This window comes from Deltaproteobacteria bacterium (assembly GCA_005879535.1).
Taxonomy (GTDB): domain Bacteria; phylum Myxococcota; class Myxococcia; order Myxococcales; family 40CM-4-68-19; genus 40CM-4-68-19.
Genome location: VBKI01000080.1, coordinates 33353 through 54404, shown reverse-complemented (window position 1 = coordinate 54404; position 21052 = coordinate 33353). Strand labels below are relative to the sequence as shown.

At 68.6% G+C, this 21052-nt stretch carries 24 protein-coding genes; 6 read left to right on the top strand and 18 right to left on the bottom strand.

Features of this window, described 5'->3' with window-relative positions; genetic code table 11:
- Positions 1–318: 318 nt before the first annotated feature.
- From E6J58_18755 to E6J58_18720, 8 genes are read right to left on the bottom strand one after another with little or no spacing between them, the layout of a single operon-like run.
- Complete coding sequence (locus tag E6J58_18755; GenBank protein ID TMB34458.1) at positions 319–675, bottom strand: hypothetical protein; 357 nt, start codon at positions 673–675, stop codon at positions 319–321.
- Entirely contained in the window at positions 668–1066 is a 399-nt protein-coding gene (locus E6J58_18750; GenBank protein TMB34457.1) for a hypothetical protein, read from the bottom strand. The genes E6J58_18755 and E6J58_18750 overlap by 8 nt, the downstream gene beginning before the upstream one ends.
- 29 nt (positions 1067–1095) lie before the next feature.
- Positions 1096–1554, bottom strand: a complete 459-nt coding sequence (locus E6J58_18745; protein ID TMB34456.1) for a cupin domain-containing protein — start codon at positions 1552–1554, stop codon at positions 1096–1098.
- Positions 1551–2657, bottom strand: a complete 1107-nt coding sequence (locus tag E6J58_18740; protein TMB34455.1) for an Mrp/NBP35 family ATP-binding protein — start codon at positions 2655–2657, stop codon at positions 1551–1553. The genes E6J58_18745 and E6J58_18740 overlap by 4 nt, the downstream gene beginning before the upstream one ends.
- A gap of 35 nt (positions 2658–2692) precedes the next feature.
- Positions 2693–4288, bottom strand: coding sequence for a D-aminoacylase (locus E6J58_18735; protein ID TMB34454.1), 1596 nt, complete (start codon positions 4286–4288; stop codon positions 2693–2695).
- The gene (locus E6J58_18730; protein ID TMB34453.1) at positions 4285–5343 is read right to left on the bottom strand and encodes an RNA 3'-terminal phosphate cyclase; all 1059 of its coding nucleotides are present in this window, start codon (positions 5341–5343) and stop codon (positions 4285–4287) included. The genes E6J58_18735 and E6J58_18730 overlap by 4 nt, the downstream gene beginning before the upstream one ends.
- A 40-nt stretch (positions 5344–5383) precedes the next feature.
- Positions 5384–6235 carry a radical SAM protein gene (locus E6J58_18725; GenBank protein ID TMB34452.1) on the bottom strand — a complete coding sequence of 284 codons (852 nt, stop codon included), beginning with the start codon at positions 6233–6235 and terminating at the stop codon, positions 5384–5386.
- Positions 6232–6969: an SDR family oxidoreductase gene (locus tag E6J58_18720; protein TMB34451.1), complete on the bottom strand. Its 738-nt coding sequence runs from the start codon at positions 6967–6969 to the stop codon at positions 6232–6234. The genes E6J58_18725 and E6J58_18720 overlap by 4 nt, the downstream gene beginning before the upstream one ends.
- A gap of 18 nt (positions 6970–6987) precedes the next feature.
- Between E6J58_18720 and E6J58_18715 the strand changes: the two genes are divergently transcribed.
- From E6J58_18715 to E6J58_18690, 6 genes are all read left to right on the top strand, one after another.
- On the top strand, positions 6988–8238 hold the full coding sequence (locus E6J58_18715; GenBank protein TMB34450.1) for an anion transporter: 1251 nt from the start codon (positions 6988–6990) through the stop codon (positions 8236–8238).
- A gap of 92 nt (positions 8239–8330) precedes the next feature.
- Positions 8331–8924: a sigma-70 family RNA polymerase sigma factor gene (locus E6J58_18710; protein ID TMB34463.1), complete on the top strand. Its 594-nt coding sequence runs from the start codon at positions 8331–8333 to the stop codon at positions 8922–8924.
- A complete protein-coding gene (locus tag E6J58_18705) occupies positions 8921–9415 on the top strand; it encodes a hypothetical protein (GenBank protein ID TMB34449.1) in 495 nt (164 codons plus the stop codon). Before E6J58_18710 ends, E6J58_18705 begins: the two co-directional genes overlap by 4 nt.
- A gap of 3 nt (positions 9416–9418) precedes the next feature.
- The gene (locus E6J58_18700) at positions 9419–10816 is read left to right on the top strand and encodes a hypothetical protein (GenBank protein TMB34448.1); all 1398 of its coding nucleotides are present in this window, start codon (positions 9419–9421) and stop codon (positions 10814–10816) included.
- Positions 10817–10869: 53 nt separating this feature from the next.
- Positions 10870–11838, top strand: a complete 969-nt coding sequence (locus E6J58_18695) for a hypothetical protein (protein TMB34447.1) — start codon at positions 10870–10872, stop codon at positions 11836–11838.
- Positions 11835–12590, top strand: a complete 756-nt coding sequence (locus tag E6J58_18690; GenBank protein TMB34446.1) for a hypothetical protein — start codon at positions 11835–11837, stop codon at positions 12588–12590. The genes E6J58_18695 and E6J58_18690 overlap by 4 nt, the downstream gene beginning before the upstream one ends.
- Positions 12591–12667: 77 nt before the next feature.
- On the opposite strand, the gene E6J58_18685 is transcribed toward E6J58_18690, so the two are convergent.
- The 10 genes from E6J58_18685 to E6J58_18640 form a co-directional block, all read right to left on the bottom strand.
- Positions 12668–14509 (bottom strand): cyclic nucleotide-binding domain-containing protein, encoded by a 1842-nt coding sequence (locus E6J58_18685; GenBank protein ID TMB34445.1) that lies wholly within the window; start codon positions 14507–14509, stop codon positions 12668–12670.
- Between the two features lie 40 nt (positions 14510–14549).
- Positions 14550–15386 (bottom strand): rRNA pseudouridine synthase, encoded by an 837-nt coding sequence (locus tag E6J58_18680; GenBank protein ID TMB34444.1) that lies wholly within the window; start codon positions 15384–15386, stop codon positions 14550–14552.
- Positions 15387–16292 carry an SMC-Scp complex subunit ScpB gene (gene scpB / locus E6J58_18675; protein TMB34443.1) on the bottom strand — a complete coding sequence of 302 codons (906 nt, stop codon included), beginning with the start codon at positions 16290–16292 and terminating at the stop codon, positions 15387–15389.
- Positions 16276–17085, bottom strand: coding sequence for a segregation/condensation protein A (locus tag E6J58_18670; protein ID TMB34442.1), 810 nt, complete (start codon positions 17083–17085; stop codon positions 16276–16278). The genes scpB and E6J58_18670 overlap by 17 nt, the downstream gene beginning before the upstream one ends.
- Positions 17082–18110: a tryptophan--tRNA ligase gene (trpS, locus tag E6J58_18665; GenBank protein ID TMB34441.1), complete on the bottom strand. Its 1029-nt coding sequence runs from the start codon at positions 18108–18110 to the stop codon at positions 17082–17084. Before trpS ends, E6J58_18670 begins: the two co-directional genes overlap by 4 nt.
- A gap of 87 nt (positions 18111–18197) precedes the next feature.
- A complete protein-coding gene (xerD, locus tag E6J58_18660; protein TMB34462.1) occupies positions 18198–19082 on the bottom strand; it encodes a site-specific tyrosine recombinase XerD in 885 nt (294 codons plus the stop codon).
- 29 nt (positions 19083–19111) lie between these two features.
- Entirely contained in the window at positions 19112–19747 is a 636-nt protein-coding gene (locus E6J58_18655) for a threonylcarbamoyl-AMP synthase (protein TMB34440.1), read from the bottom strand.
- 161 nt (positions 19748–19908) lie between these two features.
- Positions 19909–20265: a general stress protein B gene (locus tag E6J58_18650; protein ID TMB34439.1), complete on the bottom strand. Its 357-nt coding sequence runs from the start codon at positions 20263–20265 to the stop codon at positions 19909–19911.
- A 73-nt stretch (positions 20266–20338) separates the two neighbouring features.
- Positions 20339–20596, bottom strand: a complete 258-nt coding sequence (locus tag E6J58_18645; protein ID TMB34438.1) for a hypothetical protein — start codon at positions 20594–20596, stop codon at positions 20339–20341.
- A 20-nt stretch (positions 20597–20616) separates the two neighbouring features.
- Entirely contained in the window at positions 20617–21045 is a 429-nt protein-coding gene (locus tag E6J58_18640) for a general stress protein B (protein TMB34437.1), read from the bottom strand.
- Between the last annotated feature and the right edge of the window lie 7 nt (positions 21046–21052).

Genomic DNA, 21052 nt, shown 5'->3' with positions numbered 1-21052 from the left:
TGAACCACATCATGCGGCGACGCGGCAGCGTGTTCGACGACCATTATCACTCGCGCCTGCTGCGATCGCCGACCGAGTTGGTGAGCGCGATCGCATACGTTGTTGGAAACCACGAGCATCATTACGGCCCTTCCCGCGGCGTCGACCCGTACTCGTCCCTCGCCTGCGATCCAGCCCGAGTTCTCGCAAAGCCCAAGACATGGCTGATCCGCACCGGCTGGCGGCGCGCCCGGGTGAGGTCGCCGTGGCTGCAACGCTGGCGCACAATCCGCGAAACGGCCGATTTCTCGGACGTCCTCAGCGCCGCAGCTTGACGCGTTACTCCGCCCGCACCCGCGCTGGCGACTCCGTCGCCAGCTGCACTCGCGCCACGCTGCGCCTCGAAGGCTGCTTCGCGTACGCGAGGTTCGTCTCCACCTCCGCTTCGCCGGGCGCCGCGTGGACGATGAGCTCCACGGTCGCCGGCGCGCCTTCCGCTCCATACCGAACTTCATGCCGCGCCAACGCGTGACCGCCGCGGCGGACGATCACGTCGACTTCAGTGACGTCGCCTGGCATCACCGCTGTCAGGTCAACGGCCAGCCTGAGGTCGCGCGGGCGCCGGAGCTGTGACCACAACAGAAGGCCGCCACCCAACACCGCAAGGAAGAGCAGGCGCGGAGCGAGCTTACGCATCGCCTCCTTCGGGCTCCTTCTTCCTCGATTTCACCTTCGCCTTCAGCGCCGCATCGCCGCTCGGCTTGAGCTGGATGGTGGCGTTCACCTCCAGCGTGACGCCGTTGAGCAGCTTCCAGATCTCCCGGCGCAGCGTCTCGCTCTCCAGGAACCGGCGGACTTCGTGCGTGACCACCCGCGCTACCTCGCTGCGCGTCTTGTCCGCCTGGGCGATGAGGAAGGCCAGGGCGTCCTTGGGCATCTTCATGTCGCCGACGAGGTTGCGGATCCCCTCCTCGGTCATGAACAACGCACCCACGCCGGTGAGGACCGCGCGGCGCACGATGTCGGGAACGATGCCGGACAACTTCTTCATCTCCTCGGGTGGGAGATCGTCATCCTCTTCCGGCATGCTCGGCCCTCCGAAATGCGTCGCGCCCATCACTTCTCGCCATCGTAGTAGTCGACGGCGTCGCCTTGGCGGTGCACCGACATGATCCCATGACCGCGGGCCAGGACGCCGACCTTCCGCGAATCCGGATAGACGGCTACTTCGGGTTCCCGCATGGTGGAGATCGCGAGGTACCGCAACGGGGCCTGCGAGCGGTTGATGATCTGGTGCCCCGGAGGCCCCGGTGGAAACGTGACGTAGTCCCCCGCGCGCAGTGAATGCTCCTCCTCGCCCAACCGCAGAGTGCCTTCGCCCTCGAGGACGAACACGGCCTCGTCGTTCGCGAGATGGAAATGGAACGGAAATGCCTTCTGGCCCGGCTGCAACTCGAACCAGCTCGCGCCGATGCCCTTTCCACCGGCGGCTGCGCCGAGCCGCTTTCGCCGGAAGGCGAAGCCGCCCTGCTCCACGATCTGGTCGTCGCACTGCACCAGCGAGGTCTTGTTCACGCTTTCTTCCCCAGTTGCACGAGAGGTTTCTGCCCGCGCGGGACCGCGGTCATGTTCGCGAGCGCGACCCGGTCGGCAACGTTCTGCGCGATCCGCGTGAGCGCCTGGGCTTCGGGAAGACCGGGGTCGGCGGCGACCACGGGCCGCCCGTCGTCGCTTCCGACACGGATCGCCGGATTGATGGGAACTCGCCCGAGGAACGGCACTCCCAGCTTGGCGGCGGCCTGCTCCGCGCCACCCTTGGAAAAGATGTCGGTCTCATGGTGGCAATGGGGACAGACGAACCCGCTCATGTTCTCCACGAACCCCAGCACCGGGATGTTCACCTTGTCGAACATCGTCTTCGCCTTGATGGCGTCGGCCAGGGCCACGTCCTGCGGCGTGGTCACTACCACCGCGCCGCTGACGCTGACCTGTTGCGCGATGGTGAGCTGGATGTCGCCGGTGCCGGGCGGCAGATCGAGGATCAGGTAGTCCAGGTCACCCCAGCGCACGTCGCGCAACAACTGCACCAGGGCGCCGTGCAGCATCGGGCCCCGCCAGATCATCGCCTGATCGGGATCGACGAAGAACCCGATGCTGATCACCTTCACACCGAACGCGGTGAGCGGGACGACGCTCTTGCCGTCTTCGCTGGTCGGACGCGCGCCGAACAGGCCCATCATCAGAGGCAGCGACGGGCCGTAGATGTCGGCGTCCAGCAAGCCGACCTTGCACCCCAGATTCGCCAGCGCGACGGCGACGTTGGCGGAGACCGTGCTCTTTCCCACCCCGCCCTTGCCGGAGCCGACCAGGACGACGTTCTTCACCGAAGGGACGAGATCGTTGGGATTGTGCTGCTTGGCGGGCGAGGGGCGGACGTTCGCTCCGAACGCCACCTCCACGCGCGGAAGCTGCAGCGGCGAGAGCATGGCCCGCACCGCTTCCTCGATCCGCGCCTTGTGCGGCGAGGCCGGCGTCGGCAGCTCGACGCGCACCCGCACGCCTCCGCCGTCGAGCATCTCGGGATGCTTGAAGTACCCGAGCTCGGACATCGGCCGGCCGGACGAGGGGTCCTTGAGATCCTTCAGCGCTGAAAGAACCTGCTCCGCCGTTACGCCCATAGGGCGCCGGAATGTGCGCGGCGCGCCGGGTCAAGTCAAGGCGAGTGGAGGAGCGGCCGGCCGGGACGTTCCTTCGTGCGCTTCCCGTTGTCGAGGACGAGCCGTCCGTTCACCGCCACGTACGGAATACCTTCCGGATACGCCATCGGTTTCTCGAACGTGGCGGTATCCCGGATGGTCGCGGGATCGAACACGACCAGGTCCGCCTTCATGCCCACCCGGATCAACCCGCGATCCTGCAGCCCCAGCCGGCGCGCCGGCAGGGAGGTCATTTTCCGGACCGCCTCCTCGACCGTGAACAAGCGCTCGTCGCGCGCGTAGTGGCCGAGGATCCGGGCGGTGCTGGCGAACGCGCGCGGATGGGCGCTTCCTTCGGCCGCGAACGGACCGTCGATCCCCATCCCGCCGTAGTCGGTGTCCATGGCCACCCAGGGTTGCGAAAGGCCGACCTTCACGTCGTCCTCGCTCATGCCGAAGCGCGCCACGCCGATGGAGGCCCGATCCAGCGCGACGAGGTCGACGAGCGCCTCGGCAGGCGTCTTTCCCAGATCGCGCGCAGCCGCGTCCAGCCGCTTGCCGACGTGCTTCTTCACCTCCGGGTTGACGGCGGAGAGCAGAAGGATGTCCTCCGGGTGGAGATCGGGCTCGATCTCCGCGATCATCTTCGCCCGCTGAGCCGGATCGCGGATGCGCGCCAACATCGCGTCCACTCCGCCCTCGTGCGCCCAGTCCGGGATCGTCGCGTCCAGCCCGTTCGCGCTCGCGATCCAGGGATACATGTCGGCGGTGACGTCGAGCCCGGCTGCCCGCGCCGCCTCGATCCGGCCTACGACCTCCTTCATCCGGCCCCAGTTGGCGCGCCCGGAGACCTTGAGATGCCAGATCTCCACCGGCACTCGCGCCTCGCGGGCAATGGTGAACGCCTCGTCGAGCGCGTCGCCGATCCTCTTCGACTCGCTCCGGATGTGACTCGCGTAGATCCCGCGGTGCTTCGCCGCCACCTTGGCGAGGGCGATCAGCTCCGGAGTACGGGCGAAGCTTCCCGGCTGGTAGATGAGGCCGGTCGAGACGCCGAACGCGCCCTGCCGCATCGCTGTCTGCACCAGCCTCTGCATCCTCGCCAGCTGCTTCTCGTCGGGCTGCACGTCCTTGAATCCGAGGACGATCCCGCGCACCTGCCCCGCGCCGACCAGCACCGCTTCGTTGATGCTCGGGCGGGCCTTGCGCAGCCGTCGGAAGTATCCGGAAAGATCCGTCCAGTCGATCTTCAGCTTGTACTTGCGGAGCCAGGGCTCCTGCTCGTGGATCCAGGCGGCATTCATCGGCGCCGGCGAGATGCCTTCGCCGGTCAGCTCGGTGGTGATCCCCTGGCGGACCTTCGACTCCTCGCGGGGATCGATCAGCACGTTGAGCTCGCTCTGCCCGAGGAGATCTATGAACCCGGGCGCGATCGCCAGATCCCGCAGCTCGACCCGCCGTTTCGTCTTTTCCCGAGAAAGATCGCCGACGGCGGCGATGCTGTCGCCGCGGATCCCGACGTCCGCCCGGAACCACGGCGACCCGGTCCCGTCGACGACGCGCCCGCCGGAGAGGATCAGATCGAAGACCGCCGCGCAGAGCAGCGCGATCATGCCTGCGGCGCCACCGCCACCACACCCTCTTCTCCCTCGGCTCCGTCCACCACGGCGCGCACCGGCAGCGCCTGGCGCACCGTGGTGGCGAGCTGCAGCAGCGAGCCGGTCACCTCGCTGGTCGTGTAATGACAGCTCGGCGGCGTTCCGGCGCGGGCGCCCAATCCTCCGGCGCAGAGAACTGCGGGAAGCAGCAGCCTCTCCGCCATCACGGAGTCCAGCGCCCCGCGCCGCTCGAGGAAGCGCGACAGCCGCTCCGCGACCCGGTCGCCCTGCTCCGGTCCAACCAGCGCCGGCGCCTGACCGAGCGCGGAAACGGTGACCACGCTGTTCTCGAACTCCGCAGTCGCCGTGATGGCCCAGCGGCTGCGCGCCGTCGAAGACGACGGCAGGGGCAACGGGACCCGCTCCGCCTCGGCGATGACGCCCCGGCGCCGCATCGCGCGCACGACCTGCTGCGCCGCTTCCTGCGCCGCCTCGTAGCGTCCGCCACCCACGGCCGCCACCACGGTGACCTGGCGGAGAATTCCGCGATGCACCGCGCGGAATGCGGTGAGCGCGGGCGCGGGATCGAGCAACGCGACGATCTCGCCTTCGTCGGTCCCGAATCCTGCCTGGGTAAGCTCCAGGCGGATCTTCAGACCGAAGCGCGCCGCACACGGCGCCCATCCGAGCCGCAGATCGTGGAAGGTGGGAGCGCCCTCGCCGTGGTTCGGTCCGCGCAGGCGAAGCTCGCTCGGCTTGCCGAGGAGCGCAAGGGGCCAGGAGAGCGTCCAGAGAGCGCGGGCGACGGCGCCGGCATGCGGCAGCTCGAGCAGGTGGACCCCGGCGCGCGGACGCGGCAGCGTCAGCTCGATCTCGCCCTCGGCGGAGAGCTGCTCGCGCGCCGGTTCGCCGTCGCCGCCGAGCTTCACCGCCGCTACCGCCAGAGCCAGGTCCGCGTCGGTCAAGGGACCGCGCAGCCGCAGCGGAACACCCGTCGCCAGCGCGAGGCCAATCGCACCGTCGAACACCGCCTGCGCCGGACGTTCGCCGAGCTCCAACGTGCCCCGCATTCAGACGGACTCTATCGCGCCTTGCGCAATCGACAAGGCGTCAAACCGGCCTGCCGTCCATCAGGATGTGGCGCAGGCCGGCGGATCGGGCCGCTTCAATCGCGCCAGAAACTTCCCGGTCGGTCACTCCGCGGGCAATGACCGGGAAGCGCGAGCCGCGATACAGAGGACGATACTGCGAAAGGACGTTGACGCAGATCGCCTTTGACACGGCGGCGATGCGCGGCATCAGCTTTTCCGGTGCCGCCACGCCGGCGGGCAGGACGAGATGGCGCACGATCACCTTGGTTTGCCGGTGCATCTCGCGCAGCGACGCCTCCAGGGCGGCGGTGTATCGGGTACAACCCGAGAGCTCGTAAGCCGCGGCATCGTCACCATATTTTGCGTCGGGGAGATAGACGTCGACGACGCCGTCCAGGAGCCGCAGCGCCTCGACGCTCTCGTATCCACCGCAGTTCCACACCACGGGCAGCGAAAAGCCGTGCTCTGCGGCGATTGCGAGCCCTTCCAGCAACACCGGCAGGACATGCGTGGGCGTGACGAAGTTCGCGTTCGCGGCCCCGGCCTTCTGCAGATCGAGGAGGATCGCGGCGAGCTGCGCGGGAGAAGCGCGCACCGCGTCGCGCCTCTCCAACGAGAACGACCAGGTCTCGCAGGTCTGGCAGGCGAGGTTGCAGCCTGCGATCAGGACCACCCCGGATGGAACCAGCTCGGGCTCTTCTCCGTAATGGACCCCGGCGCCGGCGAGCGAAAGCCCGTCGTCCTCCTGGCAGACGCCGGCAGGGGCCGAGGTCCGATCGACGCCGCAGAGATGGGCGCAGAGATCGCAGCGCGCGTAGTGCCGGCGGGCTTCCGCGGCGCGAACGCGCAGCTCCTTGGACGAGAGCCTCACGTCGGCCTCATCTGGCCCCGAGGAACGACCAACAGCGCTCCGCCGGAGATGCAGAGATCCTGTCCGATGCAGTGCGAGGAGGCATCGCTCGCCAGCCAGAGCGCGGCGTTGACCACGTCGTCCACTTCCGCGACCCGGTGGTTCGGGATCGTCGGCACCAGCGCGGGCCCGATCCGCCGCAGGGAATCCTCCGCCATCGGCGTGCGCACCCATCCGGGAGACACGAGGTTGACGCGCACCTTCGGCGCCAGCTCGACGGCGATGGACATCATCATCGACTGCAGCGCGCCTTTCGACGCGGCGTAGTGCGAGTGGCCGGGCTCGCCGCGTTGTCCGGCGGTGCTGCCGATGAAGACGACGTTCTTCAGGCCGGCCGGGAGCAGCTCGCGCACCAGGTAGAAAGCCGAGAACACGTTGACGCGAAACATCTCCTCGAGCGTCACCGCCTGGATCCTGCCGATCGCGCCCCCGTTGTAGATGCCGGCCGAGTGCACGAGCAGGTTCACCTCGCCGAGCTTCTCGCGGGCGGCGCGGACAGCATCGACGCAGCCCTGCTCGGTGCCGAGATCGGCACGCACGGCGAACGTTCTGGCAGGCGGCTCGTGCGTCCGGTGGTGCGCCGCGACGCGCGCGCCCTGCGCCACCAGCGCCTCGGCGATGCCGCGGCCGATGCCGCTGGAGGCGCCGGTGACCAGCGCCGTCCGCCCCGCCAGGTCCGGGTACGTCGGAAACATTGCCCATTCTTCGCACACATGGTTCAGCTACGCGAGGTGCTCGCAGCGCTGATCATCTTCGTCGCGACGTACCTGTTCCTCGCCGGCGCGGAGCTGCCGTTCCTGAAGCTCGATCGGCCCGGAGGAGCAGTCGCCGGCGGGGTGGCGATGGTCGCGCTCGGCGTCCTCACGCCGGCACAGGTCTACCGGGACGCGATCTCCTGGGACACGCTCGTCCTGCTGCTCGGCATGATGGTGATCACCAGCGTGATGGCGCGCGCAGGAATCTTTCGCTGGATCGCCTGGGTCGCGCTGCGCCGCGCGCACGGTCCCCGCGCGCTGCTCGCGGTGCTCGTGCTGGTCGCGGGAACGCTCTCGGCGCTGCTGGTGAACGATACCGTCTGCGTGATGTGCACGCCGTTGGTGGTCGCCCTCGTCGAGGCGGCGGCCCTTCCCGCGCTCCCCTATTTGCTCGGGCTTGCGTTTTCGTCCAACGCAGGATCCGTCGCGACGCTCACCGGCAATCCGCAGAACATGCTGATCGGCACCCTGAGCGGCATTTCCTACGCGCAGTTCAGCAAAGCGCTGCTGCTCCCGGCGCTGCTCTCGCTCGCCGCCGTTCTCGCTGTGCTGCTGGTCGCGTTCCGGCGGGACCTTTCCTGGAAGCGCATCTCCGTCGACGTGCCGGCGCCGCCGCTCGATCGAAAGCTGGCGCTGCTCTGCACCGCCGGACTCGCGTTCGTTCTCGCCGGCTTCCTGCTCGGGTACGACCTCGCCTGGACCGCGATGACGGGAGCCGCGCTCCTGCTCGCGCTCTCCCGCCAGCCGCCGAAGGAAATGTTCGCGCAGGTCGACGGGACCCTCTTGCTGTTCTTCGCCGGACTCTTCGTGGTCACCCACGGCGTTGCCCAGGCAGGGATCGCCGAGCGTATCCATTCGGCTCTTGCGCCCGCGCTCGGCTCTGACGCGACGCAGCAGACGGTCCGCTTCGGAGTGTTCACCGTGGCCGCCTGCCAGATCGTCAGCAACGTGCCCTTCGTTCTCCTCGCGGCGCAGTGGGTGCGGAAGCTCGCCGATCCGCATCTCGGCTGGCTGTCGCTCGCGCTGGTCTCGACGCTCGCCGGCAACCTCACTCCCGTGGCCTCGGTCGCGAACCTGATCGTCCTCGAACTTGCGGGAGACAAAGGGAAAATCCCGTTCTTGCGCTTCCTCTGGCTGGGTGCGTTATGCACCTTCATCCCGCTGGCGGTGGGGGTCGGTTGCCTGCTGGTCGAGCGGGGTTACTTCTGAAGTGAAATACTCCCCTCCTGACGGCCGTAGAAGGCCCTGTGGACACGGCACTCGCGCTTCCCTTGCCCTTGACCTTGGCGCCCGGAACTGAGCTGGTCCGCTCCGCCTGCCCCGCCGACGAGGCGGAGTGGGCGCGCGCCGCCGCCGGCGGTGACAAGGCCGCGTTTGCGCGCCTGGTGGAGAAGCACAAGCAGTCCATCCACGGTCTCTGCTTCCGGCTCCTCGGCGGAGGCGAAGAGGCGCGCGACGCTGCCCAGGAGGCGTTCGTCCGCGCCTACACCGGCATCCGCGATTTCGATCCGCGCCAGCCCTTCGCCGCCTGGGTCCTGCGAATCGCGCGGAACCACTGCATCGATCTCCTCCGCCGCCGCCGGCCGATGCTGACGCTGGCCGCGGAAGGCCGGAGCGACGAGGGACCCGAGACCGGCGTCGCTCCGGAGCTTCCCGACCACTTCGCCGTCTCCGGCGAGCAGCGGGTCCAGGAAGAGGAAGCGCAGCGCGACCTGGAGCGCGCCGTCGCCGCGCTGCCGCCGCGCTACCGCGAGGTGATTGCGCTCTTTCACATCCAGCATAAAAGCTACGTCGAGATCGCGCAGGCGCTGGGGGTGCCGATGGGCACCGTCATGACCTGGTTGCACCGCGCGCGCAAGGAGCTGAAGGCGCAGCTGTCGGAGCACCTCTCATGAATCACCTCACCGACAATCAGCTCCAGTCGCTTGCCGACGGCACGCTGCGCGGGCCCGAGGGCTTCGCCGCGCGTGAGCACTGCGACGCTTGCGAGCAGTGCGGCGCGGAGCTGTCCGTCTACTCTGCGCTCACCACCCGGCTCTCCGCGCTGACGGACCCCGAGGTGCCGGCAGACTTCACCGCCACCGTCCTCGCCGCCGTGGAAATGCGCGAGGCGCAGCTCGTCACCCGCCGCCACACGCTGCTCGCCGCCATCCCGGCGTTCGCGCTCGCCCTCTTCGCCATCGTGGGGTGGGCCCTGAACGCCCAGGTCAATCATCTGATCGACGGCGTTTCCGCGGCTCGCACCATCTGGGTCGCGCTGAGCCCGGTCTTCGACGCCGTCCGCGTGCCGCTCGGGATCGGCGCTTTCGTGTTCCTGGCCGTGGTGCTCACCGCCCTCTCGCGGACGCTCAAGCCGGCCTACGCGCGCATTGCCGCGAAGTCCTGATCGATGACCGGACTTTTGCTCAGCGTTCTCCTGGCCCACGGCGGGTTCTTTGTCGAGCATTTCGGAGACCGTGCCGTCGGACGGGTGGTAGGCCGGATCGCGGACCGCGTGCTCACCGTCCACGTCACCAGCCCTGACGAGGAAGCCTCCGGAGACGCGGAAGCGGAAGCCGACGCGGAAGCGGATTCCGACGACCTGGAAGTCCTGCCTCCCGTTCCGCCGGTCCCTCCCGTTCCGCCGGTCCCGCCGGTACCTCCGCGCGTCAAGAGGTTCTCCCCCCAAAGCGCGCGTGAGCTTCCCCACTTCACGGAGAAAGGCCGCAACGTCCCCACGGCGCAACTGCTGCACCGCATCGCGGAGACCGCGGGCTGGACGATGACCCTGGTGGGGTCTCCCAAGGATCGCATCGACGTCGACATCCAGGACGCCGATCCGCGCGAGGCGCTGCGCCAGGTGCTGAAGCAGAGCGGCGCGATGGGCGTCCTCAAGAACGACAAGCTGGTGGTGGTGGCCACGCCCGACGCTGGCGGCGCCGCCGGGATGCTGATCGAGAAGATGTCATCGCGGCAGCGCGTGCTCGGCGAGCATCGGGGCATCGTGAAAGGCGGCAAGCGGAACAGCCGCGACGTGGTCCGCGTGTTCCAAGGCGACATCGCTGTCCAGCAAGGGCAGATCGTCCAAGGCGACGTCGTCTGCGTGGGCGGTTCCATCGAGTTGGAACCCGGCAGCGTGGTCCAGGGCGATGCGGTCGCCGTTGGCGGCAGCGTCACCGTCAACCAGGGCGCGCTGGTGATGGGCCAGGCGGTGGCGGTGCTCGGATCCGTCGACGTGGAGCGCGGCGGCCAGGTGATGGGCGAGCACGTCCAGGTAGGGCTCGGGAAGATGCTTTCCGGCTCCCGTCATCGGGGATGGCGGACCGGACTTGGGCCGTTCGGGTTCTTCCCCACGATCGCGTTGTTCGCGCTCATATACCTGATCGGGCTCGTGGTCCTGCGGATGTGGCCGGAGCGGATCCGCAACGTCGGGTTTGCCATGTTCGAAAGCCCGGTGCGCAGCTTCACCGTCGGCTTCCTCTGCTGGCTGCTGCTTCTCCCGCTCATCGTGCTGCTCGCGATCAGCATCGTCGGGATTCCGCTGATCCCGTTGCTTCCGGTGATCATCTTCCTCAGCATCGTGATGGGGCTGTCTTCGTTCGCCCTGCGAATCGGCGAGTCCCTGCCCGCAGGCCCCGGCCAGCGGTTCGTGGCTCCTGCCGCGCTCGGAATGGGAATGGCAGTGCTGCTCCTCGTTGCCTTCGTTCCCTGGCTGGGCGTCTCCATCCTCGCGCTGTTGCAGTTCTTCGCCCTGGGCGCCGCAGTCGGTTCGCGCTTCGGCCGCGCCCTCCCACCCCACACTGCCTGAAAACCAAAAACCTTCATTGATCTGAAGCCGTAGAGCGCCGAAACTGCGCGTGGATGCGCTCCAGAATCTCCGGATTGATCCTCCTTGCGATGATGGCATGTCGCGAGAAGGTGGTCGCTCCTGTTGCGCCGCCGACGACGCCTGTTCCGGGACGGCAGGTGTCGGCGCTGCGGAGCGACCCGGCCTGCGCGGCGCCCTTCGATGCTCCCGGCGCGCGCGAGAAGCTCCGGACCGCGACCGGTGAGCTGAAGATCGGCGTGCTGGCTGGCCTGAAGGATGCGGACGAGGAGAACGTCGCCTTCATCCGCAAGCTCGTCGCCGAGCTGAAACGGCGAGGTGCCGAGGCGCTGATCGCCGACGGCGACCTGGGCGACAATCCGGACGAACAGGAGACCCTTCTCGGATCCCTGGCGGAGAGCGGGCTCCCCGTCCTTGCCATCGCGGGCAACCGCGAGGTGCGCTCCGAGCTCGATGCGGTCGAGGCCGAGCTGCGCAAGAAAGGCTCGCGCATCGTCGACCTCTCCCATACGCGGATCGCCGATCTGGGAGATGCGACCGTCGTCGGCCTCCCCGGAGCGTTCGAGCGGCGTCAGCTGCACTCCGAGGGCGCCTGCGTGTACGTGCAGAAGGACATCGAAGCGGTTTCCGCCGCCCTGGACCGCGTCACCGCTCCCGCGATCTTCGTGGCATCGATTCCGCCGCGCGGGCAGGACGTGCGCGCGCTCGACGTCAGCGACGGCCAGAATCTTGGCGACCCCCGGCTCTCGCAGCTCCTGCAAAAGGCGCAGTTCGGCATCTTCGGACAGGTTTGGGAATCCGGCGGTCGCGCCGTCGACGGGCGCGGCGCCCCGGTGCCACCGAAGACCGAGGTTGCGCAGCTCTACCTGAACCCGGGCGCCGCGGACCGGACGCCCTGGCCGATGGCCGACGGCTCGACCGTGGCAGGCCAGGCGGCGCTGTTGACCGTGCACGGGCGCAAGGCCGCCTGGGAGCCGGTGCGCATCGCGGAGGAAAAGCGATGAGCGGGAAGCTCGGCGACATCCTCATCTCGCGCGGAGTGATCGACTCGGAGAAGCTGATCGCCGCCCTCAGCGACCAGCGCGCTTTCGGCGGGAAGCTGGGGCAGACGCTTGTCGATCTCGGCTACGTCAGCGAGGACGACTTGATGATCGCCCTCTCCGAGCAGCTCGGGCTCGACGTCGTCGACCTCGACGGCACCGAGGTTCCTTCCCGCGCCCTGCGCTGCTTGCCGGTCGACGCCTGCGAGCGGTACGGCGTTTTTCCCCTCGAAGTGAACGAGCGCGAGCGCGTCCTGCGCGTCGCCACGGCGGAGCCCGATCGGCAGGCCCTGCAGGAAGTGGCGCGGATCTGCGGTTACGCGCTGGAGCCGGCACTCGCCTCGATGAGCAGCATCGAGCGCGCGATGCGCAGGTATTACTTCGGCGAGCGGGTCCCGCGCCCGCGCCTCGGCGAGCCGCTCTCGGCGATTCCCGACATCCCGCTGGGCGCGCCGCGGCCGCGATCGGTGCCGGACCGCACGGCCGAGGCGGAGTTTCCGGAAGCGATGCTGGAGCCGGACGACGAGGATCAGATCGCGATCATCGCTCCGGACGGCGCGTCGCAGAACGCGCTGGAGGAGCTGAAGGCGCTGATCATCCGGTTGGAGCGGACGATCAACGCCCAGAGCCGCGCCTTCCGCGCGCTGGTCGACCTGCTCCAGGACAAGGGCGTCGTCCGCCGCGGCGAGCTCGGGCAACGCGCGGCGAGGAAATAGCCTTTTCAAGGCTGTTTCCGCCTTCGCGGAAACAGCCAGAAACTGCGTAGGCGCTAACCCGCCTGCGGCGGGCGCGCCTAGACGAAGCTCATTCCGTCGTGGCCTTCGCCCTGGCCCTCGAGGATCGCCTCGATGGCGCTGCGGCGCTTCTCCGTCAGCTCGCTCACCAGCGCGAGGATCTGCGGATGCGTGACCACCAGCTCCTGGAAGCTGTCCCGCGGGAGTCGCAGGAGGATGGAATTGGTCTGTGCGCTCACGGTCGCGGCGGCCGGCTCCCGGGTGAGGAGCGACATCTCCCCGAAGATCTCGCCTTCCTTGAGGACCGCCACCTGTCGCTGCTGGGTGGAGACCTCCACGATGCCGTGGAGCACCACATAGAGGCCGTCCGAGCTCTTCCCCTCGACGATGATCTTCTCCTGTGGAGCAGCCTGACGCATGCGGAACTTCTCCACGATGGCCTTGCGCTGCGAGGGATCGAAGTCCTTGAACAACGGCGAAATGGCCATCACGTTGTTCAGGAGCCGCTGCCGATAGAAGTTCTTCAGCGACGAGATCACCTGGGGATACTTGCCGGCCAGCTCGCGCAGCATGTTGTCGGTCACCTCGAGGACCTCGGTGTCCTCCTCCGAGATGACGTTCGCCGTGCGCGGCGCGCCCGAGAGCAGCGCCATCTCGCCGAAGAACGCGCCCTCGCCGAGGTGCGCGAGCGTGAGCTCCTTCCCGTCGGGGGCGCTCTTGCAGACCCGGACCCTCCCTTCGACGATGATGAAAAAGCTCCGTCCGGGGTCGCCCTCGCGAATGATGATCTGGCCGGGAACGTGGCGGTGGTAGCTCAGCCGGTTCACCAGGGCGACGAAGGCGTCCTGCGGAAGGTCGTCGAACAGCGGCACCTTCTTCGCGTTCATCTTCGACGCGCGCTCTTCGGGCGGGGCGGCGATGTTGCCGAAAGCGCGATCGAAGTCCTCGTCCTCGGCGGACACGGCAGGCGCGGCGGTAGGCCTCGCACCTGCCAACTCCTCGTCGGCGGTGATGGAGAGCAGCTCGACTTCCTCTTCGACGCCGCTGGAAAGCAGGTCCGCGATGGGACCTGTCTGGCGTACGAACTCCTCGCCCGAGATGACCTCTTCGTCGTGCGGCGCTGCGACCAGGTCCTCCGCCTGGAGGGTGAGGATGGCGTCATCGGGCAGCGCCTCCGCCTGCGGCGGCGGCAGAAGCGGATCGAGATCGATCCCCGCCTGCGGCTGGGGCGCCAGCGGAGCGATCGCGCGCTGCTTGCCGCGCGGAGGCGGCGGAGGAGGCTCGTCGGGGATCTCCGCTTCCAGCTCGCCGCCGCTCAATGCCACGCCGCCGCTCAAGGCCTGCGCGCGGCTGCTCAATGTCTGCGGGCGACCGCGCGGAGGCGGCGTGGCCGCCATCCCATGGTCGAGCTCGAGCGGCTCGTCGTCTCCGATCTCCGGCAGCTCGATGTGTCCCGTCGTGTCGACGACCCGGGCTGACTGCGGGGCGGTCACGGGCTTCGCGGCGGCGGGGCGAGGCGCCGGCGGCGGTGCCTTCTTCAGGCCGGTCCGCCCCAGCGACACCTTCCCGATCCGGCGCTCGTTCATCGCCGCGAGCTGCCTCTGCGCCTCGGCGTTGCGCGGATCGATCTCCAGGATGATCTTGACCGCCCCGATGGCCTTGATCAGCTGGCCTTCGTCCCCGAAGAATTTCGCCGCGTGCTGGTAGGCCTGGATGGCCAGTTGTGGCTGATCCATCCGGCGGTATGTTTCGCCCAGCCTGAGCCGCTGGGCCATGTCCTTGGGCTCCAGGGCGACGAGCTGCTCGAGGACCTCGGCCGCCTTCTCCCACCTCGACTTCTTGAGGTGCTCGGCGACCTCGTCCTTCAGCCCGCGGATGTCGATCTGCGGCTTTTTCGCCATCCGCCCCCTTTCTAACCTTGCTTGCGGGGGCCTGTCAGGTTCAGCGCCTGCTGTGGCGGCCGCGGCGCGTCCTACCCCCTGGGCTCGGCGGCCCATGGCCGTGCCGCCGGGCGGGGAGCGCTACCGGCGCACGACGGTCGCTCGCCTCGGCCTTCTTTCCCGCCTGGGCGCGCAGCGACTGCACTTCCGCGCGAGTCAGTTCGCGCACTTCGCCGGGTCGCATGCCCCCCACCCCGATGCCGCCGTAGTCCGCCCGGTGCAGCTTCTGCACAGGCGCGCCCACCGCTTCCATCAGCCTCTTGACGAGGTGTTGCCGGCCCTCCGCCACGACCACCCGCACCCAGGTGTTCTTCGGCGTGCGCGAGTGCAGGTCGGCCTCCAGCGCGCGGGCGCGGCCGTCCTCCAGTCTCACTCCGCGGCGGAGTCGCTCGAGCTGCTCCGCCGCCGGAACGCCGTGCACTTTCGCCAGGTAGGTGCGGCGGACGCCGAACCGCGGATGCATCATCGAGAAGGCGAGATCGCCGTCGTTGGTGACGATCAGCGCTCCCTCGACGTCGTAGTCCAGCCTCCCGACCGGATACACGCGCTCGGGGATCTCCTCGAGGTACGCCTTGATGGTCGGGCGATTCTCCGGATCGCTCAGCGTCGTCACGCAGCCCGCCGGCTTGTAGAGCACGTAGTAGACCTTGTCCTGCGTCTCGCGAATGGTGCGGCCGTCGACCTGGATGAGGTCCTGATCCAGATCCGCCTTGCTGCCCAGCTCCCGCACCACCTTGCCGTTGACGCTGACGTGTCCGGCCTCGATCAGCTCCTCGGCCTTGCGCCGCGAGGCGACGCCCGCGTGAGCGAGGATCTTCTGCAGCCTCTCGGCGCTCATCTACTCAGCCTTCGGCGGCTCTGGAACCGGCGGCGGCGCCAGCACCGTCGCCGTGCTCTTCGACGACTCGTCGGCGCGGTCGATGGCGTTTTCCAGCTGCTCGAGCGCGCTCTCGCTCTCGGCAGTCGACTGGATCATCCGCTCTTCGGCCGCCGGATCCTGCGCCAGATCCGCGAGGCCCGCCGCCACAGGCCGCGGCGCTTCGTCCTCGACGATCTTGCGCGACTCCTCCGACAGCTCCTGGAACTCGCGCAGCGTGGGGAGCTGGGTCAGGTCGCGGAGGTTGAACAGCTCGAGGAACTCCTTGGTGGTGCCGAAGATGAGCGGCCGGCCTGGCTCGTCCTTCTTTCCCAGGATGCGGATCAGCTTCCGCTCCAGGAGGGCCTTGGTCACCGCGCCGCAATCGACGCCCCGGAGGTCCTCCATCTCCGGCCGCGTGATCGGCTGCCGGTAGGCGATGATCGCCAGCGTTTCCAGCGCGGCCCGGGTGAGGCGCAGCGGCTTCACCTGCAGCATGCGGCGCACGTACATGGCCACCTGGGGCTCGGTCCGCAGCTGCCACCGTCCGCCGAGATCGACGAGGATCACTCCCCGGCTTCCCGCGGCATACGCGCTCTGCAGCGACGCCAGCGCGCTTTCGAGCAGCTCCCGGGAGAACTGCGTCGCTTCCTCCAGCATGGCGAGATCGAGCGGCTTCTCCGCTGCGAAGAGGAGCGCCTCCACGACCATCGCTGCCCGCTCGGGGGTCGCGAATCGGGCTGCCTCCTTCAACTGCTGCAGCTCGGTGCGCGCCGCCTCCTCGCCCGGCTCGTCCCCGGCGCCCGCCCGCTCGACGGCGCCCTCCGCGTCCGGCGACGCGAGCTCGGAGATCGGCAGATCCGGCTGCTTCTCACCCTCGGTAGTCAAGCGACGCTCCTTCCGCGGACGAGGTGAGGAGCGCCTCCGTCCGCCCGATGTAGATCTCGGCGTGACGTTCGGGCTGGTGGACGCGGATCAGCTTCAGCCTCGCCATCTCCAGCAGGGCGAGGAAGGTGGGAACGATGCGATGGCGGTCGCGATCGCCCAGATCGGCGAACAGCGAGGTGAAGGTGATGCGATCGAGATCGCGCAGCCGATCGGTGATCACCGAGATCCGATCGCCGATCGAGAGGCGCTCGATGAACACTTCGTGCGGGATCTCGATCTTCCGCTCTTTGAGCACCCGGTCCATCAGCTCGATCAGGCGGTAGACGGAGAGATCGGGCGGCCTCAGGTACGCGACTGCGCCCGCGGCGAGGGGCAGGTCCTCCTTGGCGCGGCGCACGAACACGTCGCGACCGAGCTGCGGGAGCGCGCCGATCCGTAGCGCGACGTCCTTGTACTTCTGATACTCGAGCAGCCTGCGGACCAGCTCCTCGCGCGGATCCGGCCCGAGCTCCCCTTCGGGAGCGTCCGCCGCCTCCTCGCGCGGCAGCAGCATGCGCGACTTGATGTGCGCGAGCGTCGCCGCCATCAGGAGGTACTCGGCCGCCAGATCGATGTTCAGCGCCTGCGCCGCGTTCATGTACTCGAGGTAGCGGTCGGTGACGAAGCTGATGGGGATGTCGAAGATGTCGAGCTTGTGGTCCTGGATGAGCGAGAGCAGCAGATCCAGCGGCCCTTCGAAGACGGGCAGCTCGACGGCGAAAGCGCCGTTCTGGGCGGCCTGCACCTCCATCATGTCAGCTTCACCGCGTCGCGCACCGCGGCCATGGTCTGTTCCGCCACCGCGGTGGCCTTGCGGGTTCCGAGCTGCACCAGCTCTTCGATGCGGCCCGGCGTCTGGTCCAGCTCGGCTCGCGCGGAGCGGTGCTTCTCCAGCGCGGGAAGGAGGCTTTCCAGCAGCATCTTCTTGCAGTCGACGCAGCCGATGCCCGCGCTGCGGCATTCCCGATCGACCAGCTCGACCCGCTCCGGAGTGCTGTAGGCGCGGTGCAGCCAGTAGATGGGACAGACCTCGGGATGGCCGGGATCGTGGCGCCGCTTCCGCGCCGGATCGGTGACCGCCACCATGACCCGCTTGCGGGCGCTCTCCGGATCTTCGCCCAGCTCGACGGCGTTGCCGTAGCTCTTGCTCATCTTGCGGCCGTCGAGCCCGAGGATCTTCGGAACGTCGGTGAGATACGGGTGCGGCTCGACCAGCACCGGCTTCTGCGGGGAGCCGAAGTGGAAGTTGAACTTGCGCACGATCTCGCGGGCGAGCTCGAGGTGTGAGACCTGGTCCTGTCCCACCGGCACCGCGTCGGCGCCGTAGAGCGCCACGTCCGCGGTCTGCAGCAGCGGGTATCCGAGGAACCCGTAGGTATTGAGGTCCTTCTCCTTGAGCTGCTCCTGCTGCTCCTTGTACGTAGGCACGCGCTCGAGCCACCCGAGCGGCGCGACCATCGCCAGGAGCAGATAGAGCTCTGCGTGCTGCTTGACGTGGCTCTGGATGAACAGCGTGCAGCGCTCGGGATCGAGCCCGGCGGCGACCCAGTCGGCGAACATCTCGCGCTGCGCCTCGCCGATCCCGGACGTGTCCTTGTACTCGCTGGTGAGCGCATGCCAATCGGCGGAGAAGAAGAAGCATTCCGCCTTCCGGCTGATCTCGATCCAGTTCTTCACGGCGCCATGGTAGTGGCCGAGATGGAGGCGCCCGGTGGGGCGCATGCCGGAGACGACGCGGCGCGGCTGGCGCTGTGGGGGCTTCTGGGCGGCTTCGCTCATTTCGGGGCTGCTCGTCCGGGCGGCTCACGCCGCGCGTGGCCCGGACTGTAGCGGATCGCCCGGGGGTCAGGCCATGAAAACCGCGGCTTATGCCCGGGGGTGCTTGGCGATGACCGCCTTGAGGCGCTCGCGGTCCACATGCGTGTAGATCTGCGTCGTCGCGATGTCCGCGTGGCCGAGCATCGCCTGCACGGCGCGCAGGTCGGCGCCGCGCTCGAGCAGATGGGTGGCGAAGCTGTGGCGCAGCGTGTGCGGGTAGACGCGCTGCTCGATGCCTGCCGCGCGCGCGTATCTGCCGAGCAGCTTCCAGAATCCCTGCCGGGTCATGTGGCCGCCGCGCGGGGTGACGAAGAGGTCGGAGGAGTGGCGAGTCCCGAGCAGCTTCTGGCGCGGCCCCCCGAGATAGACGTCGAGCGCCTCGCGGGCGCGAGCGCCGACGGGAACGATGCGTTCCTTGCCGCCCTTGCCGCGCACCCGTACCACGCCGATCATGGAGTCGATGCCGCCGAGGGGAAGCCCGACCAGCTCCGAGACGCGCAGCCCGCTCGCGTAGAGCACTTCCAGCATCGCCTTGTCACGTGCGCCGGTCGCCGTCGAGGAAGTGGGCTGCGCGAGCAGCCGGTCGACGTCGTCGATTCCGAGAAAATGCGGCAGGGGGCGCGACCCGCGGGTGGCTTCCACTCCCTCCGAGGGATCGCTGGGCGCGAGGCCCTCGGCGTTCGCGAACTTGTGCAGGCCCCGCACCGCGGCCAGGTGCCGCGCCTGCGACGCGCGCGAGAGGCCGCGAATCTGGAGAGCGCCGAGGTGCTGGAGGACGGTGGGCTCCGTCACCTCCGACAGCCGCGCGATCCCGCTCGCCGAGAGCCAGTCCACGTATTCGCGCAGGTCGCGAGCGTAGGCCTCGAGGGTCGCGTCGAGCAGCCCGCGCTCGACGCGCAGGTGCGCCAGATACCGATCCACGGCTTCGTCCAGCGCCGAGGGCGCGTTGTGCACCGCTTCGGTCACGCCACCACTCCTTCGAGCCGGCCTTTGCCTTCGCGCAGCACGACCGGGGCCGGACCGGTCAGATCGAGCACGGTAGAGGGCTCGTTCAGCGTCACGCCGCCGTCGAGGATCAGGTCGATTCCGTGACCGAGATGCTCCTGGATGTCGGCCGCGTCGGTCAGCGGCTCCTGATCGGGGAGCGCGGCGCTGGTGGTCGCCAGCGGATGTCCAAGCGCGCGAACCAGCGCGGTGGCCACCGGAGCATCGGGCACGCGCACTCCCACCTGCCGCTGCCGGGTGAGCGCCGTGCGCGGCACGAGCCTGGTCGCATCGAGCACGATGGTGTACGGACCGGGCAAGAGCCGCCGCATCAGGCGGAAACTCTCGTTGGAGACGATCGCGTACTTCGCAACGTCCCCGAGGTCCGCGCAGAGAAACGCGAACGGCTTCTTCCCGTCGCGGCGCTTCAAGAGGGCGAGGCGCTCCATCGCCTTTTTCTGGAACGCATCGCAGCCGAGCGCGTAGTAGGTATCGGTGGGGTAGGAGACGATCCCGCCGTCCTGCAGCACGGTTTTGGCGCGCTGGATGTGACGCGGCTGCGGATGCCGCGGGTCGACGGGCTGGATGGGAGCGCGCTTCGCCACGCGGTCCATGTTCCGCCGCCGCGCGCATCAGCGCAAAAATTCGGCAGAAAACCGCCGAAGCACGCGGAGGCGGGGCCCTCGCGGGCCGCCGCCTCCGTCAGAGAACCCCCGGAAGCTAGCCGCTCCCGCGCCGAAGGCGCGGGTTTGCGGCTACGTTGTAGGCTGTTCCGTCATTCTTCGTCGCGCCGGCCACCCTTCAAGTTGCCCATCTCGTCCAGGCCGCCTTCCTTCTTGGCGGCGGCCTCGCGGGCCATTCTCTTCCCCTGCTCGATCAGCTCGCGGACCTTCTGCCCGCCCTTGTGACCGATCTGGGAGTAGAACTCCGGACCGCGCGCGGCACGGACGGACTCGCCGCCCTTCTTGCCGATCTGCTCGTAGAACTCGTGCCCGCGCTCCGCCTTCACCGTCTCGCCGCCCTTGCGGCCGATCTGTTCGTAGAACGCACGGCCGCGCTCCTGGGCGACTTTTACGCCGCCTTTGCGTCCGGCCTCGGCCACGGTCATTCCGCCCTTCTTCTCCTCCGCCATTTCCCTGCCTCCGGTGGTTGGAAGGAACCCCCCTCCCGTCCCCCTTCGGCCCCTTCGGTTTTCAAGAAGCGCATCAGAGGATGCGCTTCTTGCCCTGCTCGATGAGCTCGCGGACCTTCTGGCCGCCCTTGCGGCCGATCTCCTCGTAGAACGAGGGACCGTACTTGTCGCGGACGGCCTCACCGCCCTTTCTCCCCCCGAGCTCACCACCCTTGCGGCCGATCTCCTGGTAGAACTCGACGCCCCGCTCGTCGCGGACGCGCTCGCCGCCTTTCCTGCCGGCTTCGGAGACCGTCATGCCGCCTTTTCCATTGCCGCGGGTCTTGATCATCTAACGTTCCTTTCCCGCAGCTACTCCTGCGCGGGCTCCGGCACGACCTCGCCGCCCGGCGCCGGCGTCTTGTCCTCGGAGGACCTGGCGCTCTCGCTTGCCGCCTTCTTGCCCTCCTCGATCAGCGTCCGGACGCGATGCCCGCCCTTCTTGCCGATCTCCTCGTAGAAGGGCGTGCCGCGCTCTGCCTTCACCGCCTCGCCGCCCTTCTTGCCAATCTGCTCGTAGAAGCCGGCCCCCCGCTCGGCCTTGACCGTGTCGCCGCCCTTCTTGCCGATCTGCTCGTAGAAGGCCCGGCCGCGCTCCGCCTTCACCGTTTCTCCGCCCTTGCGGCCAATCTCCTCATAGAAGGAATGCCCGTATTTGTCGCGCACCGTCTGGCCTCCCTTGCGGCCCGCCTCCGATACGCTCATCGAGCCCTTCTTCTTGCCCGTGCTCTCATCAGCCATTCCCGCC

Excerpts from the sequence above, each read along its gene's own strand:
- E6J58_18650 (TMB34439.1), bottom strand. The coding sequence starts at position 20,265 with ATGGCGGAGGAGAAGAAGGGCGGAATGACCGTGGCCGAGGCCGGACGC.
- E6J58_18705 (TMB34449.1), top strand. The coding sequence starts at position 8,921 with ATGAATCACCTCACCGACAATCAGCTCCAGTCGCTTGCCGACGGCACG.
- E6J58_18755 (TMB34458.1), bottom strand. The coding sequence starts at position 675 with ATGCGTAAGCTCGCTCCGCGCCTGCTCTTCCTTGCGGTGTTGGGTGGC.
- E6J58_18685 (TMB34445.1), bottom strand. The coding sequence starts at position 14,509 with ATGGCGAAAAAGCCGCAGATCGACATCCGCGGGCTGAAGGACGAGGTC.
- E6J58_18700 (TMB34448.1), top strand. The coding sequence starts at position 9,419 with ATGACCGGACTTTTGCTCAGCGTTCTCCTGGCCCACGGCGGGTTCTTT.
- E6J58_18655 (TMB34440.1), bottom strand. The coding sequence starts at position 19,747 with ATGGACCGCGTGGCGAAGCGCGCTCCCATCCAGCCCGTCGACCCGCGG.
- E6J58_18720 (TMB34451.1), bottom strand. The coding sequence starts at position 6,969 with ATGTTTCCGACGTACCCGGACCTGGCGGGGCGGACGGCGCTGGTCACC.
- E6J58_18730 (TMB34453.1), bottom strand. The coding sequence starts at position 5,343 with ATGCGGGGCACGTTGGAGCTCGGCGAACGTCCGGCGCAGGCGGTGTTC.
- E6J58_18715 (TMB34450.1), top strand. The coding sequence starts at position 6,988 with ATGGTTCAGCTACGCGAGGTGCTCGCAGCGCTGATCATCTTCGTCGCG.
- E6J58_18740 (TMB34455.1), bottom strand. The coding sequence starts at position 2,657 with ATGGGCGTAACGGCGGAGCAGGTTCTTTCAGCGCTGAAGGATCTCAAG.
- E6J58_18645 (TMB34438.1), bottom strand. The coding sequence starts at position 20,596 with ATGATCAAGACCCGCGGCAATGGAAAAGGCGGCATGACGGTCTCCGAA.
- trpS (TMB34441.1), bottom strand. The coding sequence starts at position 18,110 with ATGAGCGAAGCCGCCCAGAAGCCCCCACAGCGCCAGCCGCGCCGCGTC.
- E6J58_18680 (TMB34444.1), bottom strand. The coding sequence starts at position 15,386 with ATGAGCGCCGAGAGGCTGCAGAAGATCCTCGCTCACGCGGGCGTCGCC.
- E6J58_18670 (TMB34442.1), bottom strand. The coding sequence starts at position 17,085 with ATGATGGAGGTGCAGGCCGCCCAGAACGGCGCTTTCGCCGTCGAGCTG.
- E6J58_18695 (TMB34447.1), top strand. The coding sequence starts at position 10,870 with ATGCGCTCCAGAATCTCCGGATTGATCCTCCTTGCGATGATGGCATGT.
- E6J58_18750 (TMB34457.1), bottom strand. The coding sequence starts at position 1,066 with ATGCCGGAAGAGGATGACGATCTCCCACCCGAGGAGATGAAGAAGTTG.
- E6J58_18690 (TMB34446.1), top strand. The coding sequence starts at position 11,835 with ATGAGCGGGAAGCTCGGCGACATCCTCATCTCGCGCGGAGTGATCGAC.
- E6J58_18735 (TMB34454.1), bottom strand. The coding sequence starts at position 4,288 with ATGATCGCGCTGCTCTGCGCGGCGGTCTTCGATCTGATCCTCTCCGGC.
- E6J58_18640 (TMB34437.1), bottom strand. The coding sequence starts at position 21,045 with ATGGCTGATGAGAGCACGGGCAAGAAGAAGGGCTCGATGAGCGTATCG.